This is a genomic window from Mesorhizobium liriopis (genome assembly GCF_024053505.1).
GTDB classification, from domain to species: Bacteria; Pseudomonadota; Alphaproteobacteria; order Rhizobiales; family Rhizobiaceae; genus Mesorhizobium_B; species Mesorhizobium_B liriopis.
The window spans coordinates 355,790-372,253 of the sequence record NZ_JAMXQS010000001.1; the positions used below are offsets into that span (position 1 = coordinate 355,790).

At 64.2% G+C, this 16,464-nt stretch carries 16 protein-coding genes; 11 read left to right on the plus strand and 5 right to left on the minus strand.

Annotation, left to right across the window (positions count from 1 at the left end; translation table 11 throughout):
• The first annotated feature begins 137 nt into the window (after nucleotides 1-137).
• The gene (locus NGM99_RS01645) at nucleotides 138-2,087 is read left to right on the plus strand and encodes a polysaccharide biosynthesis protein (RefSeq protein WP_252815302.1); all 1,950 of its coding nucleotides are present in this window, start codon (nucleotides 138-140) and stop codon (nucleotides 2,085-2,087) included.
• Here NGM99_RS01645 and NGM99_RS01650 read toward each other — a convergent pair.
• The 3 genes from NGM99_RS01650 to NGM99_RS01660 form a co-directional block, all read right to left on the minus strand.
• Nucleotides 2,080-3,366 carry an O-antigen ligase family protein gene (locus NGM99_RS01650; protein ID WP_252815303.1) on the minus strand — a complete coding sequence of 429 codons (1,287 nt, stop codon included), beginning with the start codon at nucleotides 3,364-3,366 and terminating at the stop codon, nucleotides 2,080-2,082. The two genes, NGM99_RS01645 and NGM99_RS01650, sit on opposite strands and share 8 nt — an antisense overlap.
• Complete coding sequence (locus NGM99_RS01655; RefSeq protein WP_252815304.1) at nucleotides 3,353-3,907, minus strand: sugar transferase; 555 nt, start codon at nucleotides 3,905-3,907, stop codon at nucleotides 3,353-3,355. The genes NGM99_RS01650 and NGM99_RS01655 overlap by 14 nt, the downstream gene beginning before the upstream one ends.
• A gap of 95 nt (nucleotides 3,908-4,002) precedes the next feature.
• Nucleotides 4,003-4,926, minus strand: coding sequence for an NAD-dependent epimerase/dehydratase family protein (locus NGM99_RS01660; RefSeq protein WP_252815305.1), 924 nt, complete (start codon nucleotides 4,924-4,926; stop codon nucleotides 4,003-4,005).
• On the opposite strand from NGM99_RS01660, the gene NGM99_RS01665 reads away from it, so the two are divergent.
• From NGM99_RS01665 to NGM99_RS01710, 10 genes are all read left to right on the plus strand, one after another.
• Nucleotides 4,892-6,130 carry a glycosyltransferase family 4 protein gene (locus NGM99_RS01665; RefSeq protein WP_289852290.1) on the plus strand — a complete coding sequence of 413 codons (1,239 nt, stop codon included), beginning with the start codon at nucleotides 4,892-4,894 and terminating at the stop codon, nucleotides 6,128-6,130. The two genes, NGM99_RS01660 and NGM99_RS01665, sit on opposite strands and share 35 nt — an antisense overlap.
• A 134-nt stretch (nucleotides 6,131-6,264) precedes the next feature.
• Nucleotides 6,265-7,542 carry a peptide antibiotic transporter SbmA gene (sbmA, locus tag NGM99_RS01670; protein ID WP_252815306.1) on the plus strand — a complete coding sequence of 426 codons (1,278 nt, stop codon included), beginning with the start codon at nucleotides 6,265-6,267 and terminating at the stop codon, nucleotides 7,540-7,542.
• A gap of 120 nt (nucleotides 7,543-7,662) precedes the next feature.
• Nucleotides 7,663-8,328, plus strand: a complete 666-nt coding sequence (locus NGM99_RS01675) for a tetratricopeptide repeat protein (protein ID WP_252815307.1) — start codon at nucleotides 7,663-7,665, stop codon at nucleotides 8,326-8,328.
• Nucleotides 8,329-8,333: 5 nt separating this feature from the next.
• Entirely contained in the window at nucleotides 8,334-9,767 is a 1,434-nt protein-coding gene (gene der, locus NGM99_RS01680) for a ribosome biogenesis GTPase Der (protein ID WP_252815309.1), read from the plus strand.
• A gap of 305 nt (nucleotides 9,768-10,072) precedes the next feature.
• Nucleotides 10,073-11,254, plus strand: a complete 1,182-nt coding sequence (locus NGM99_RS01685) for a cell wall hydrolase (protein ID WP_435371363.1) — start codon at nucleotides 10,073-10,075, stop codon at nucleotides 11,252-11,254.
• 187 nt (nucleotides 11,255-11,441) lie between these two features.
• Nucleotides 11,442-11,813, plus strand: a complete 372-nt coding sequence (locus tag NGM99_RS01690; protein WP_252815310.1) for an AtpZ/AtpI family protein — start codon at nucleotides 11,442-11,444, stop codon at nucleotides 11,811-11,813.
• Nucleotides 11,814-11,879: 66 nt separating this feature from the next.
• Nucleotides 11,880-12,632: a F0F1 ATP synthase subunit A gene (locus NGM99_RS01695; RefSeq protein ID WP_252815312.1), complete on the plus strand. Its 753-nt coding sequence runs from the start codon at nucleotides 11,880-11,882 to the stop codon at nucleotides 12,630-12,632.
• A gap of 71 nt (nucleotides 12,633-12,703) precedes the next feature.
• Nucleotides 12,704-12,931 (plus strand): F0F1 ATP synthase subunit C, encoded by a 228-nt coding sequence (locus NGM99_RS01700; RefSeq protein WP_252815314.1) that lies wholly within the window; start codon nucleotides 12,704-12,706, stop codon nucleotides 12,929-12,931.
• 45 nt (nucleotides 12,932-12,976) lie between these two features.
• Nucleotides 12,977-13,555, plus strand: a complete 579-nt coding sequence (locus NGM99_RS01705; protein WP_252815316.1) for a F0F1 ATP synthase subunit B — start codon at nucleotides 12,977-12,979, stop codon at nucleotides 13,553-13,555.
• Between the two features lie 3 nt (nucleotides 13,556-13,558).
• Nucleotides 13,559-14,044, plus strand: coding sequence for a F0F1 ATP synthase subunit B (locus tag NGM99_RS01710; RefSeq protein WP_252815318.1), 486 nt, complete (start codon nucleotides 13,559-13,561; stop codon nucleotides 14,042-14,044).
• Between the two features lie 311 nt (nucleotides 14,045-14,355).
• Here NGM99_RS01710 and rnhB read toward each other — a convergent pair whose 3' ends face one another.
• Complete coding sequence (rnhB, locus tag NGM99_RS01715) at nucleotides 14,356-15,003, minus strand: ribonuclease HII (protein WP_252815320.1); 648 nt, start codon at nucleotides 15,001-15,003, stop codon at nucleotides 14,356-14,358.
• 141 nt (nucleotides 15,004-15,144) lie between these two features.
• Nucleotides 15,145-16,314: a PA0069 family radical SAM protein gene (locus NGM99_RS01720; RefSeq protein ID WP_252815322.1), complete on the minus strand. Its 1,170-nt coding sequence runs from the start codon at nucleotides 16,312-16,314 to the stop codon at nucleotides 15,145-15,147.
• Nucleotides 16,315-16,464 lie beyond the last annotated feature (150 nt).

Genomic DNA, 16,464 nt, shown 5'->3' on the forward strand with positions numbered 1-16,464 from the left:
CCAGCAAGTCTTGCTCCCAACATTTGTTGGTTGTAGTCAAAGCCGATACTTGCACCCTGATGCAGGTGGAAGGGGCCGAGAGCGTCCTTGATGCAGCCAGGTGACAATCCGAAGCCGGCTAAGGCGGAGAAATCGATTTGGCCAAGCTTCCGCGCCTGAAAACGGCGTCAATCGCACGCGCGGGCATTCTCGCCTATGACGTTGCGATATCCGTCGCGGCGTTCCTTGCTGCCTTTACCCTTGCCTATGGCTATCCGTGGCGCGTGCCGGCAGTCGATCAGAAGGCGACAGCCTTCGGTCTGATCTGTGTGGTCTGCTTCTATTCCTTCGCCGTGCCGCGCGGCTCGTGGCGCCACGTGTCGATCCCCGAACTGAAGACCTTGATCAAGGCCTCGCTGCTTTCGGTGCTGATTTATACGGTGGGCGCATTTTTGGTTTCGCGCGGCGACAATATCCCGCGCAGCGTGCCGCCGCTCACCATCATCTTCATGCTATCCGGCATGGCGGCCGCCCGGCTCACTTACCGCATGATGACGGATGGCAGCTCCGTGCGGGGGCTCTGGCGCTTCCGCCGCCCGCTGCAGTCCGACCGTTCGGTGATCATCTGCGGCATGACGGATGCGGCGGAAGCCTTCATCCGCTCCTCGCAGCGCGTCAGCCGCGCGCCGGTCCGCGTGGTGGGTATCCTCGACGACGGCGACAGCCACCGTGCCAGCACCATCCAGGGCGTGCGCGTGCTCGGCCGCGTCAGCGAGCTTGAAACCATTCTCGCCCAGCTGCGCTTTCGCGGCACCGATGTGAAGGAACTGGTGATCGCCGACCAGTCCTCGGGCCGCCAATGGCTGCGCGACACGTTCGAGGCCGGCACGCGCGCAGGGCTGAAGGTCTCGCGCATCCCACTGATCGCCGAAACCTCGTCGGTGACCAGCGCGACCCTTCTCGAGCCGCGCCCCATCGAGATCGGCGATCTGCTCGGCCGTGCGGAAGTAAAGACCGACATGGACAGCGTCGCTGCCCTCATCCAGGGACGCGTGGTGCTTGTCACGGGCGCAGGCGGTTCGATCGGTTCGGAACTCTGCCGGCAGATCGTCGCCATCGACCCGGCCGAACTGATCGTCATCGACAACTCCGAATACAACATCTATCGGCTCGACAACGAACTGCGCCAGTTCGCGCCCAAGCTGAAGCTCAACACGCAGGTCGCCGATGTGCGCGACCGCAACCGCATCAACGCGCTGATGGCGAGCGTGAAGCCGGAGATCGTCTTCCACGCGGCGGCCCTCAAGCATGTGCCCTTGATGGAGGCCAACCCGCTCGAAGGCCTGAAAACCAACGTGCTTGGCACCCGCAACGTGGCCGACGCCGCGCTCGAACACGGTGTGGCGACCTTCGTGATGATCTCGACCGACAAGGCGGTGAACCCGGCGAACATCATGGGCGCGACCAAGCGCGCGGCCGAAGCCTATTGCCAGGCGCTGGACGTCACCTCCACCAGCACCCGCTTCAAGACCGTGCGCTTCGGCAACGTCCTGAGCTCCGCCGGCTCCGTGGTGCCGCGCTTCCAGGAACAGATCGCGGCCGGCGGCCCGGTGACGGTGACGCACCCGAAGATCGTGCGTTTCTTCATGACCATCCCCGAAGCCGTCCGCCTGGTGCTCCACGCCTCGGCGCAAGGGCTTAAGAACCCGGAAACACGGGGGCGCATCATGGTGCTCGACATGGGTAAGCCGGTGTCGATCGTCGATCTGGCCGAACGCATGATCGAGCTGGCCGGCTTTCGGCCACGGGTCGATATCGACATCGTCTTCACCGGCTTGCGTCCCGGCGAAAAGCTCTATGAGGAGCTGTTCGACCCCACGGAAATCCAGTCCGGCCGCACGCAGGAAGGCTTCGTCATCGCCGCGCCGCGCGTGATCGACAAGGCTCTTCTCCACCGCACCTTGAACGAGATGGAGGCGACCGTCGCCCGCGAGGATGCGGCGCGCGGCATCGAACTTCTGTCGCATATCGTGCCGGAATACGAAGCAAAGCCTTCGTCGGTGGTGGAAGACGACGAGGATGCGCTGTCGTCCGACACGATCAACTGATCGGCGCCGATTTTCCCCGCGGCACGGAAGCGACGATCACTACCGTGGTAAAGATGAAGAAGGCATCCAGAATGTCGTGCTTGAACATGATCTGGGTCAGTCCGCAAAGCACGTAGGTTCCGACAAGCACCAGGGCGGCGAACAGCCGCTTGCGATAGCCGAAATCGCGAGGACCGCGCGTCACCGCGATGATCGGCGATGCGAGCATGGCGACAAGCGCGGTCAGCCCGAGCACACCGCCATCGATAGCCGCCGAGAAGAAGCCGTTATGAAGGTGGGAATAAAAGATCACCTTCTCGGAGTTCGGCGGATAGTGCGCGATCACCACGGCCATACGATTCTGGATGCCGTGGCCCCAGATGGGTGAGGTCTGGAATGCGTCGGCTGCGGCCAGATACATGCGCACCCGCTGGCCGGGGCTCGATGTATAGTCGCCATGCTGAAGGTCGGCGAAAGCGGTGACGGTCGATTTGAACAGCGCCAGAACGGCCGGCGTGACGAGTACTGCCGCGGCTGCCAGAACGATCACCAGCGCTGCCAGAGCCGGCAGGCGCCGAAGCGGCGGAACCCAGCGACGCGGCGCATAGATGAGAAGCAAAGCGAGGATCGGCAGCGACGCGAGCCATACCCCGCGCGTCAGCGAGAGCACCACGCAAAGCAGCCCACCAGCAAGCCCCGCCACCGCAAGCCAGCGACGCGGCGCGACAGGCGAGCTGATATTGAGCGCAGCGATGCCACCCATCGCAAGACCCAAAATGGCATAAACGGCCGGGTTTCCCGCCAGCGCCTCGGGCCGTTCGCCGAGCCATGTCTGGTAGAGCCCGACGCCAGCGCCGGCGATGGCACCGAACCCTGCGGCCGCAATGGTGAAATCGAGATAATCGACAGGCTCGCGGCCCGCGCGAAAGCGAGGGAGCTGGGTCCAGACCGCGAGAAACGGCAGCATCTGTCCCGCGATCGGCCACATCTTCGAAGACCTCTCGCCCAGGAGCCCGGTAACGACCATAAGCGTCCAGAACGCCGTGAAGCTCGCCACCACGATCCAGTCCGTCGGTTCGAAGGCGAGCGGAAAACGCTTGAGGCTGAGGCTGACGATGCCCCAGAAGAAGAAGACGGCGAGCAGCGCTGTGATGGCGCTGCCGCCCGCCAGTGGCAGCAGGCCCATCAGCAGCACGCCGATCGCCGTGTTTCGCGCGAAGGGTGAAGCGGGCAGGGCCGGAAAGATGCCGCTATCGCCGAACAGGAAGCTCCGCGTGGCGAAGCGCTCAAACCTTGACATGGTCGCCCTGTCCACGGCCGAGCACCGTCTTGATGATGATGCGGAGATCGCCGAAGAACGTGCGCGTCCGCGCATAGTCCGCATCGGTTTCCGCGAGCCGGAGGGGCGTGCGCATGTCCACCCCGTTGATCTGTGCAAGACCCGTAATGCCAGGGCGCAGGGCCAGAACGCCGCGTCGGCGACGCTCCTCGATCACCTCGTTCTGGCTGGGCAGACAGGGGCGTGGGCCGACGAAGCTCATTTCACCCTTGGCGACGTTCCAGAGCTGCGGCAGCTCGTCGAGCTTGAAACGGCGCAGGCTGGCGCCCAGCCGCGTGACCGTGTCGGCGCTGGTTTCGTGCGTCGGCCGATTGGGTGTCCCCTGCCGCATGGTGCGCAGCTTGAAGCAGGTGAAGGGCCGTCCCTCGCGGCCGATACGCGTTTGGCGGAAAATCCCGGGCCCGTCCGAGTCTCGACGAACCAGCCAAACGAGAACCAACAGAACCGGTGACAGGATGACGAGCGCCACACTCGACACGACCAAATCGAACAGGCGCTTCAAATCGAACGGATCCTTTGGCTGGCCGGTAACACGAGATGTCGGCTTGGCTTTACTGTAGCGGGGAAAGTTAAACCGGAAGTGATCGAAGCCACGGCCTAACGGACTTCAGGAGATGCTTGGCTTATCTGCTTGGCCGTCTCGGTGAGTCCTCTCACGGAATCCGGTTCGGCCTGCCATTCCAATCCCTCGAGTGCGCCGACATCGGCGCTTTGCGCGGCGAAAATGGCCGCGTTGGGGCGAAACGCCGAAACCACGGCCCAAGGGAACGGCAGAAGGTTCGGGCGTCGCCGGTAACCGTTCCGCAAGGCGCTGACGATTGCGGCGAACGATGATGGTGCACGGTCGGCGGCCAGGTAGAGCGGTTCCAGTCTCGGCGCTTCCAGCAGAGCATCGAGCGCACTCGTCACGCCAAAGAGCCCGATCAGCGGCCGGTGCCCGGGCATTCCCCGTAATGGCAGCGGCCAGCGCGAGTCAGCCAGATGCGCGAGCTTAGCCAGCATCCCGCCCATGCCGGGACCATAAACCGAGGGAAGCCGCAGGCTGGTGCCGCGCCCCGTTCCAGCGAAAGCTTTGGTCACGGCCTTCTCTCCGGCGAGCTTTGATTGCCCGTAGAGGCCGGTCGGGGAGGGAGCCATGCCGGTCGTGAACCTGCCGCTCCAGCCGGCGTCGGCCGCCGCACGGAGAGAGGAAAGAAAGACGAAGCGGCAATGGGGAAGATTTGCCGCGGCACGCGCCAGCCGTCCCGTCAGCTCGCCATTGACCTGCATGAAGGTTTCGGGATCGGCGCCCTCGTCATTGTTGAGCGCCGCACAATGAATCACGGCCCGCGCGCCCTCGAATGCGTGGCGGAACTCTGGCTCGCGTGCGTCGAAGCGGGGAAGGGGGCGCCAGTCCATCGCGGCAAGCGCGCCAGTCGGCGGCTTGCGCACCAGGAGCCGCACCGGCTCCCCGCGCGCAACCAGATGGCGCACGATCGCGCCGCCGATGAAACCGTTTGCTCCGGTGACGATCGTGGTCAAACGCTCTTCCCTCGACAGGCGGCACCGCTGCGCCGATAAGGACGCCTGTTCCTCAATCGATCCGTTCCCTTTGCCACAGTTCCCACCCCCGAGGCTCGCTTTCGTCGTCACCGAAGACTGGTTCTTCGTGTCGCATTTCCTGCCCATGATCCGGGCAGCCACCGAGGCGGGATTCGAGCCGCTGGTGATCGCCCGCGTGCGTGAACATCGCGGCGCAATCGAGGCAATGGGCGCACGCGTCGTGCCGCTCGAAGCCGAGCGGCGCAGCCTCGATCCCTTCAAGGCAGCCGCGACCTTCTGGCGCCTCGCGCGCATCCTGCGGCGCGAGCGTGTATCCGCCGTTCACTGCATCGCGCTGCGTGGCATTCTCAACGGCGGCGTGGCAGCCATGCTGGCTGGCGTCTCGCGCCGTGTCTTCGCCGTCACCGGTGGCGGGTTTCTCAGCGCCCATGCCAGCCGGCGCGCAAAGCTCAGCGCGCGTGTCTTGCGCTTCGCTATCCGGCATCTCTTCCGGACACGCACCACGCGCTACCTCTTCGAGAACGAGGACGACCCGCGCAGCTTCGGCCTCGATCAGAGCGAGCCGGATGTCTGGGTCGTCGGCGGCGCGGGCGTCGATCCCGATTATTTTCAGCCCGTTCCGCTTCCGCCCACGCCGCCTTTGCGCGTCGCGGTGGTCGCGCGGATGCTGTGGTCGAAGGGGGTGGACCTCGCAGTGGAAGCCGTTCGGCTGGCGCGAGCAGCAGGCGCTGCGGTCGAGCTGTCACTCTACGGCCTGCCCGATCCGTCCAACCCGCAATCTGTGCCGCGCGCGACCTTGGAAGATTGGTCGAAGCGTGACGGCATCACATGGCATGGGCGGACGAGCGATGTGCGCGAGGTCTGGGCCGTGCATCATATCGCCTGCCTGCCCTCGCGCGGCGGCGAGGGCCTGCCGCGCAGCATTCTCGAGGCCGCCGCCTGCGGCCGCGCCGTTCTCACCACCGACGTGCCCGGCTGCCGCTCGTTCGTCCGCGATGAAGTGGATGGCTTCGTCGTGCCACCCGACAATGCGGAGGCGCTCGCCGAAAAGCTCGTGGCACTGGCACGCGACCCTGTGCGCGTCGCCGCGATGGGGACCAACGCACGCGCTCGCGTGCTCGACGGCTATCGCGAAAAGGATGTGGTGGAGACGGTCGCCGCGCTCTACCGCACACTCGCGTGATGGCGCACCTCGCTTCCGAAATCCGCCATGATTCGAGTGCCTTGGCGAATTCCGCGCGGTTATCAGGTTCAAATCTGCGCCGAAGCGTGCCTTGATGCGATCGACACCGTTTTCCGTTTAGGGATTGCCCGCCTTTGTTCGTATCCTTCTTTCCCCAGCCGAAGCTGTTCTTCTCTTCGGCAGCGGCGTGGAGCCTCGTGCTCGTGCTTCTCTGGTTCTTCGGCGGTGAGCAGGCGGGCGCCCTGATCGGGTTGCCGCCCGCGGATCCCAGTGCGCCGCCGACCATCGGCATCACGGTGTTCTGGTCCAAGCCGTTTCTCTGGTTCTACATCTATTTTTGGCTGGGCGTTTTCTTCTTCTACGCGTTCTGGCGCCTTTATTGTCCGCATCCGTGGCAGGATTGGTCGATCCTCGTTGCCGCGCTCATCCTGTTTCTCATCTACTTCAACGTTCAGGTGAGCGTCGCCGTCAACAACTGGTATGGTCCCTTCTGGGACTACATCCAGGGCGTGATGTCGAAGACGCAGACTTCGACGGTCGAGGAGTTCTACGACCGCGCCAGTTCATTCGCGTGGCTCGCTCTGCTCGGCATGAATGTCGCCGTCATCAACGCCTTCATCGTCAGCCACTGGATCTTCCGCTGGCGCAACGCGATGAACGATTACTACATGAGCCACTGGCCCAAGCTGCGCCACATCGAAGGTGCGTCCCAGCGCGTGCAGGAAGACACGATGCGCTTCTCGCAGATCATGGAAGGTCTGGGCTCAAGCTTCGTCGATTCGATCATGACCCTGATCGCGTTCCTGCCCGTCCTGATCGCGCTTCAGCAGCACATCACCGAACTGCCGATCGTCGGTGCCATCGGCCAGCCACTCGTTGTCGCGGCCCTCTTCTGGTGCGCGCTTGGAACGGTGTCGCTCATTCTCGCCGGCATCAAGCTGCCGGGCCTGCAATTCCGCAACCAGCGGGTGGAAGCCGCCTACCGCAAGGAACTCGTTTATGGCGAGGACCATGCCGACCGCGCCCAGCCCGCCACCGTGCGCGAGCTCTTCGACAATGTCCGGCACAACTACTTCCGGCTCTACTTCCACTACGTCTATTTCAACATCGTCCGCTACACCTACCTCCAGGCGAACGGCATTTTCTCGCTCCTGATCCTCGGCCCCTCCATCGTCGCCGGGCGCATCAGCCTCGGCCTGATGAACCAGGTTTCGATGGCCTTCAGCCAGGTGACGAGCTCGTTCCAGTTCCTCGTGAACTCGTGGTCGACCATCGTGGAGCTGTTGTCGGTCCATAAACGTCTGCGCGCGTTCGAGGCCGCGATCACGGGCGAGGAACTTCCCGAGATCGACCAGCGCTACCTTGCGCGCGAAGACGCTGGCGTTCCGCCACAGGAGCAGCCGGCTTCGTAGAGACGGCATGAGGCGGCAGGCCCAAAAACCCTGCCGCCTCTTCCCCTTGCGGTAAAATTACCGCATAGGCGCGGGCGAGAGATTTCCGAACAGGGATGGGCGCGTGTCGCGCCCAAAGGCATGAGCAACGATACTTTCATTCGCGAAGTGAACGAGGAGATCCGCCAGGAGCGCGCCAAGGCGCTCTGGACGCGTTTTGGCCCCGTGGCCATCGCGCTGGCCGTCCTCGTCGTGCTCGGCACCGCGGCCTGGGTCGCCTATGAGCACTTCGCGAACCAGCGCGCCAATGCGTCCGGCGACCGCTTCTCGCAGGCCCTGACGCTCGCCAACACGAACAAGCCCGACGAGGCGCTGGCGGCCTTCAAGGCGCTCGAGGAAGACGGCTACGGTAATTATCCCGTGCTGGCCCGTTTGCGCTCGGCCACCGTGCTTGCGCAGAAGGCGGATTTCGCGGGTGCCGTGGCGGCTTTCGATGCGGTTGCCGCCGACACCGCCGTGCCGCAGGTGCTTCAGGACGCTGCCCGCCTGCGTGCCGCTCTTCTGCTTGTCGATCACGGCTCTTATGCGGATGTCGCGTCGCGTGCCGAAGCGCTTTCGACGGACGACAATCCCTTTCGCCATTCGGCACGCGAGGCGTTGGGCCTTTCCGCCTGGAAGGAAAACCGTGCGGCCGACGCACTCAAGCTTTTCGATCAGATCAAGGACGACCAGCAGGCCCCGAACGGCGCGCGTCAGCGCGCAACCATGATGGGTGACCTTATCCGCTCGTCCGGCAGCGCTAGCTAAGAGTGATGACTTTTCGCGCTGCCATCGTCGGCCGGCCCAATGTCGGCAAGTCCACGCTTTTCAACCGGCTTGCGGGGCGCAAGCTGGCGCTTGTGGACGACACGCCCGGCGTGACGCGTGACCGCCGCCTGCATGACGCCAAGCTCTACGACATCCATTTCGAGGTGATCGATACGGCAGGCTTCGAGGAGTCCGGCCCCGAAACGCTGGCCGGCCGCATGCGCACGCAGACCGAGATCGCGCTGCGCGAGGCCGATCTCATCTTCTTCGTGATCGATGCCCGCGCCGGTGTTCTGCCGGACGATCGCGCCTTTGCCGATGTGGTGCGCCGCTCGAACAAGCCGGTCGTGCTCATTGCCAACAAGAGCGAATCCCGCGCGGCTGACGCCGGCTATCTTGAAGCGTGGGAACTGGGCCTTGGCGACCCCGTGCCGATTTCCGCCGAGCACGGCCAGGGCATGCCGGACCTGCGCGAGGCCGTGGTCGAGGCACTCGGCGAAGAGCGTGTCTTCGGCGACGAGGATGAGGACGAGACGCCCGCCCTTTCGGCGCCTCTGATCGGCGAGGACATCGCCGACCCGGACGCGGAAGAGCCAGCCTACGACGACACCAAGCCGATGCGCATCGCGATTGTCGGCCGCCCGAATGCCGGCAAGTCCACACTTATCAATGCGCTGATCGGCGAGGATCGTCTGCTGACCGGTCCCGAAGCCGGCATCACGCGAGACTCGATCTCCGTCGACTGGGAATGGCGCGGTCGCCGCATCAAGCTGTGGGACACGGCTGGCATGCGCCGCAAGGCGCGCGTGCAGGAAAAGCTTGAAAAGCTGTCCGTTGCCGACGGCCTGCGCGCCATCCGCTTCGCCGAGGTCGTGGTCGTCGTGCTCGATGCGACCATTCCCTTCGAGAAGCAGGACTTGCAGATCGCCGACCTGATCATCCGCGAGGGCCGCGCGCCGGTCATCGCCTTCAGCAAGTGGGACCTGATCGAAGACCGTCAGGCGACGCTCGCCCATCTACGCGAAGCGACCGACCGGCTTTTGCCGCAGGTGCGCGGCATCCGCGCGGTGCCGATTTCGTCGGAAACGGGCAGGGGGCTCGATGCTCTGATGGAGTCGGTGATCTCGACCCACAAGGTCTGGAACCGCCGCGTGTCCACTGGCCGCCTCAACCGTTGGCTGGAAGGCATCATCGCCCACCATCCGCCACCGGCCGTGGCCGGGCGTCGCCTGAAGATCAAATATGTGACGCAGGCCAAGACCCGGCCGCCGGGCTTCGTCGTGTCCACCTCGCGCCCCGATGCGATGCCGCAGGCTTATCTGCGCTATCTGTCCAACAATCTGCGCGAAGCCTTCGACATGCCCGGCGTGCCGATCCGCATGATGCTGCGCGGCTCGGACAATCCCTTCGCGGGACGTGCGCGCAAGAAGGCTGACTGAATTTCCCAGTCGTCTTCGATATCCAACTCCTGATGGGATGATCTGTCCGTCTGGTTGATTGCCGGACGGCGGGATCATGTGCGCCCGCAGTTTCATCCGACCGCGCGCGATGCTCGCGTCGGCGCCGCGACGGTTCCCTCTCGCCGGTTCAACTTTCCGTCAGAAGCCGCCGCCGGCCCAGTCTGCCGCTTCCCTGCCACTTAGCCGTCAAACTCGTGCCACGACCGGCCCGTTAACGCCCCATCAAGGTTAATGGACCATTGTCAGGAGGCAGACGGGTTGAGTTTGCGTGCAGGAGAGAAACGTTGACGCGACGTTTGATGCCAGGCGCCGTGATCGGCTTTTTTCAGGGACGTTCCCTTGCCCCGCTGGTGGTGGGCCTGGGGTTCTGGGTCGGCTTTCCGACCAACATCGCGTTGCAGGATATGAGCAGCCTGATTTCGGGCACCGACGCCGCATCCGCGCGCTGGTCGAACTTCGTGCAGAAGGCGCAGGCCGGCTCGGTTCACGCTGCCGAGATGCCGTTCACCGACAAGGCTTCCGCGCAACAGCTTTCCGGCGCAGGGCTCGAAGCCCACGGCCTCGGCACCGTCGCCTTCAAGTCGGAGAAGGGCAAGCGCAACCCGATCCCGGATGAAGAGCGCGTTTCGCGCGACACCAAGCAGGGCCGCATCATGAAAGTGGCGCCCGTTGCGCCGCCGAAATCGTTCAACGCCGGTACCATCTTCGAGCGCACCAGCCAGTTGTTGCGTCCGGGCATCGACCCCGAACTCAAGATGGCCTTCGCCAAGCCCGACATTCAGGGCCGCGAAGTCCAGATCGCCTCGAACTTCCAGTTTGGTCGCGACAAGTCGGAGCCCGATCCGGCCGTGCCGACCTTTCTCGCAAGCCTCGTGACGAGCGAGAAGGCCGACGTTCTGGCAACGGCCTACGCCCCGGCCGAACCGAATTATGCCAAGGCCTCGCCCTTCGAGAGCCTGCTTCAGGAGGCCGATCCCAACAATGGCCGCTTCGTGCCGCCGCTGGAGCAGGGTGACCACGCCTGGATGGGCACCGCACTGCCAGCGGAAGTCTTTTCCGAGCCCGAACAGCTCTGCCTCGCCAACGCGGTCTATTTCGAAGCGCGCGGCGAAGACACGCGGGGGCAGGCGGCCGTTGCGCAGGTCGTGCTCAACCGCGTGCGTAACCCGTCCTATCCGAAGACGATCTGCGGCGTGGTCTACCAGAATCAGAACTGGAAGAATCGCTGTCAGTTCTCATTTGCCTGCGACGGCATCAAGGACCGCATCACCAACCAGACCGCCTTCGCCAAGGCCAAGGATGTCGCGCTGGCCGTGACGGCCGGCAAGGTCTTCATCCCCGAAGTCGGCTCATCCACCCACTATTACGCAGAATATGTCAGCCCTGGCTGGGCCCGCTCCATGGAGAAGATGAAGCAGATCGGCCGCCACATCTTCTACCGCACCTATGGCGGCGGCTGGAGCTGAGGAAACATTCCCGGCATTCTTCAGAATTCAGTGTAAGTCACTGTTTTAGAAGCGGGAATTGATCTCTTCGGCGCGCGCCTCTTCTGCTTGACGCGTAAGACACCCCCCTCTATGTTGCCGCCAACTCGACGGGCGGGCGCAAAATTGCCGTTTTTCGCGCGACGCGGGTTGCCAGGGGAGGGTTGCAGTGGTTGCACCATCGCAGCCGGAAGGCCGGAATTCCGCCACGCCACAGCTGAGCGAGGCCGAGCTGGAGCGCCGCAAGCGCGAGCTCGATGCCAAGCTGGCGGCACGGCGGCAGAAAGCCGACGTATCTGGGGAAAAGGCGGTTGGCGGCATGTCCGGAATGGGCTATGCGCTGCGCCTGTCCAGCGAGTTCATCGCGGCCATCGCGGTGGGCGCGGCGATCGGCTGGGTGATCGACTACTATGCGGGCTCCACGCCCTGGGGGTTGATCGTCTTCCTGCTTCTGGGCTTCGCCGCGGCCGTGCTGAACGTGCTTCGTTCCGCGGGCCAGGTGGCGCCCTCCAAGGTGCACGGCCCGGGCGACCGGGTTTGAGGCACCCAGAGACTGCAAAAGCCCAGCCGGCAACGGCTGGAAACTGAGAGCTAACAAGGGTCCGTAATGGCCAACGATCCGATTCATCAGTTTCATATCAACAGGATCGTGCCGATCGAGATCGGCGGGCTCGACTTCTCGTTCACCAATTCCGCGGCCTTCATGGTCGCCACTGCTGCACTCGCCGGCGGTTTCCTTTATCTCGCCACCGCCAAGCGCGCCGTTGTTCCCAGCCGTTCGCAGTCGGTCGCCGAGATGGCCTATGACTTCATCCGCAACATGCTCACCGACGCGGCGGGCAAGGGCGGCATGCGCTTCTTCCCGCTCGTGTTCTCGCTGTTCCTGTTCGTGCTGACCGCCAACCTGATCGGCATGTTCCCTTACTTCTTCACGGTCACCAGCCAGCTGATCGTTACCGTCGCTCTGGCCCTTCTCGTGATCGGTACCGTGGTGGTCTATGGCTTCATGGCTCACGGGCTGGGCTTCCTGAAGCTCTTTGTGCCCTCGGGCGTGCCGGGCCTTCTGGTGCCCCTGATCGTGCTGATCGAGGTCATCTCGTTTCTGTCGCGCCCGATCAGCCTGTCCATTCGTTTGTTCGCCAACATGCTGGCGGGCCACATCACGCTCAAGGTCTTCGCAGGCTTCGTGACCTCCATGAGCGCGCTGGGTGCGGTCGGCGTCGCCGGCGCGCTGCTGCCGCTCCTGATGGTGGTCGCCATCACCGCGCTCGAATTCCTGGTCGCCTTCCTGCAGGCCTATGTCTTCGCGGTTCTGACCTGCATGTATCTCAACGACGCCGTGCACCCCGGCGGCCACTAAAGGCCGTCGCTCAAGGGCGCACCGTTTCCACCCAACCCAACACCACACGTTCCATTCCAAGGAGTTTCACTATGGACGCAGAAGCAGCAAAGTTCCTCGGCGCTGGTCTCGCCTGCCTCGGCATGGCCGGCACGGCTCTGGGCCTCGGCAACATTTTCGGCAGCTATCTCTCGGGCGCGCTGCGTAACCCGTCGGCTGCTGACGGTCAGTTCGGTCGCCTCGTGTTCGGCTTCGCCGTGACCGAAGCTCTGGGCATCTTCTCGCTGCTCGTCGCCCTGCTGCTCCTCTTCGTCGTCTAAGGATAACGGCCGCTAACGCGGTCCCTGCACGAAAAGGCACAAGCGATGTTCATCACACCGGGCTACGCCCAGGAAGCGGAAACTCATCTCGACGCGACACACGCCGAGACGAATGCCGCGCATGAGGGGGCGCCCGCCGTCTTCCCGCCCTTCGACAGCACGTTCTATCCGTCCCAGATTCTCTGGCTCGTGATCACCTTCGGGCTGTTCTATCTCTTCATGAAGCGGGTCATCATGCCCCGCCTGGGAGGGATCATCGAAGATCGCGAGAGGCGGATCGCAAGCGATCTCGAAACGGCCAATCGCATGAGGGCCGAATCGGACGCAGCCGTCGCGGCTTACGAGCGTGATCTGGCGGAAGCGCGTGCCAAGGCGAATGCCATCGGCCAGGAGGCGCGCGACGCCGCCAAGGCCAGTGCGGAAGCCGAGCGCAAGCGCGTGGAAGCAGGCCTCGACGCCCGTCTTTCCGAGGCGCAGTCGCGCATCGACCAGCTCAAGGCTTCGGCCATGGGCGAAGTCGGCTCGATTGCCACCGAAACGGCGGACGCCATCCTGCGCCGCCTTTCGGCCCGCGACATCGACCGCGCCGCCGTGGAAGCGGCGGTTGCAACCTCACGAGGCTGATCCATGGCGCTCGACGCAACATTCTGGGCAACAATCGGCCTCGTCATCTTTCTGGCGATCATCGCCTACCTGAAGGTGCCGGGCATGCTCGCCGCCCAGCTCGACCAGCGCGCCGAACGCGTGCGGGGCGATCTGGACGAGGCACGCCGGCTCCGCGAGGAAGCCGAAGGCCTTCGCACCGAATACGCCAAGCGCAAGGCGCAGGCCGAAAAGGACGCCGCCGATCTGGTCGCCGCTGCCAAGCGCGAGGCCGATCAGCTCGTGGCGGAAGCCCGCGCCAAGTCGGAAGACTATGTCGCCCGGCGCACCGCTCTTGCCGAGCAGAAGATCGGCCAGGCCGAGCGTGACGCGGTGAACGAGGTCCGCGCGGCAGCTGTCGACATCGCGGTGGAAGCGGCCCGCAAGGTTCTCGCCGCCCAGGCCGACGAGCAGACCAATGCGGCTCAGTTCCAGAGCTCGGTCAACGAAGTCCGCGCCAAGCTCAACTGAGCGGAAGCCATCGGCGCTACGAAATCAGGCGGGCCCTCGGGTCCGCCTTTTTCTTTTGGCGGTTTGATGCGCCTGTGAGAGTCCCGCGCCAAGCGCCCTCGTGGTTCGACAGGTTCACCATGAGGGTTGACAGGCGTCGTGATGGCCCATGGGAAATCTGTAGGTTCTGCCCGCTCGCAGCAACGAGGAGTGCCTTAGGCATTCATATGAGGCCAACCCACCCAAAGCGCCCTCATGGCGAGCCTGTCGAACCGCCAGGGCGCTTGGCGCCTAAATGGTCAGTTGGCCCAGGCTGCTTGATGCTCAGCCCTTTACAAGTCTTTCAGTGACCCGAAGCTCATCCGGTGAAGGCGTCCCACAGGGCCATGCTCCGTGATCGCCGTTCGGTGCGCCGCGGTGCCATAGCCGGCATGCCCTTCGAACCCGTAGCGATCGTCATGCCGCCCGCAGCATTCCATCATGCGGTCGCGTGTGACCTTGGCCACGATGGACGCTGCCGCGATCGACTGCGAGCGACGGTCGCCTCCGATAAGTGGCGTTCCCTGGCAGGATAGGCTCTTGGGCACGTCGCGTCCGTCCACGAGTGCCAGAAGCGGCGTGATGCTCAGCCCGTCCAGTGCCCGGCACATCGCTTCGAGACTGGCTTGAAGGATGTTGATCCGGTCAATGCCTTCGGCACCGACCGAGGCAACGGAGACGGAAAGCGCGCTTCCGAGGATTTCGCCGAACAGCGCCTCGCGCCTCTTTGGCGACAAGCGCTTCGAATCATCCAGCCCATCCGGCAAGCAATCCGGATCGAGGATCACCGCCGCTGCGACCACGGGCCCAGCGAGCGGCCCGCGACCGACTTCATCGAGCCCGGCAATCGGCCAGAGCCCACGGGCGAGTGCCGCACGTTCTTCCGAGAAATCAGGCTTGAGAGAAAGAGGGCGCGGAGAACCGGAAAGCAAGCGAGTCATTTTGCGGCGAAGCTCGCACCGCTTCCGGTTCTCCGCAAGACCTTGCCTTCGCCTTGGGGCAGGAGAGGGCAAGGCCACCAACCTCCGGTCGGGGAGGACCGGAACGCTGGTCTGTGCCGGGGTGGAGTACCGGCGCGATGGTCAGAACAGCGAAAGCTGGTTCGCTGAGGATGCGGAAACCTTCTTCTTGGGAACTGTCGGCGCGGCCGGCGTCGCCTTGAACAGGTCGGTGCGCAGCTGGCGGCGTTCGGTGTTGAGCCCCAGCCGACGCGCGGCCATCTCGAAGCGGCGGCCGATCTGCCAGGCATAGGGGCCGACGCCGGTCATGCGCGTGTTCGAGTCCGCATCATAATCCTTGCCGCCGCGCATGGAGCGGATCAGCGACACGACGTGGCGGTACTTGTCGGGATAGTGGCGCAGAAGCCAGTCCTGAAAGAGGGGTGCCACCTCCAGCGGCAGGCGCAACAGCACATAGCCCGCCTCACGCGCGCCGGCGGTGTGAGCCGATTCGAGCAGGCGTTCGATCTCGTTGTCGTTGAGACCGGGAATGACGGGGGCTGCCATCACCGACACCGGAATGCCCGCATCGCTCAGCTCGCGCATCATCGCGAGACGGCGGGCGGGAGCCGCCGCGCGCGGCTCCATCGCGCGCGACAGCGTACGGTCGAGCGTGGTCAAGGAGATGGCGACCTTTGCGAGCCCCTTGGCCGCCATGCGCGAAAGGATGTCGATGTCGCGCGTGACCAGCGAGCCCTTGGTAACGATCGCCAGCGGATGGTCGAACGCTTCCAGCACTTCGAGCAATTCGCGCATGATGCGCTGCTGCTTCTCGATCGGCTGGTATGGGTCGGTGTTGGTGCCGATCGCAATCGAGCGCGCGGTGTAGCCCGGCTTGCTCAATTCCTTTTCGAGCAGCTTCGCCGCACCGTCCTTGGCAAACAGCTTGGTCTCGAAATCGAGACCCGGCGACATGCCGACATAGGCGTGCGTCGGCCGCGCGAAACAGTAGGAACAGCCGTGTTCGCAGCCGCGATAAGGGTTGATCGAGCGGTCAAAGGAAATGTCGGGCGAATCGTTGCGCGTGATGATCGTGCGCGGCGTTTCCGTCTGCACCTCGGTCTTGAAGGCAGGCAGTTCTTCGAGCGACTGCCAGCCATCGTCGAAGGCCTCGCGCTGGAGCATTTCGAAGCGGCCGGAATCGTTCGTGGCAGCCGCGCGGCCACGACGGCGGGCATGGTCGATCAGCAGACCCTTGGCGGCCTCGGCCGTTTCCCCGAAGGCGTCGCGCCTTTCGCGCACGATCTGAACCATCTCCGAACTCCACAAATGCCGGGTTGGCGATTCGCTGTCTGATGATTGGTAGCGGGTGAATGAGAACAAAGCAAGAACTTGTGATTTCGCATTGCAACAGATGGCGCAGTTGTGCGGTTTCCGCTAAGCCGATGGGTGATGATATCGGTG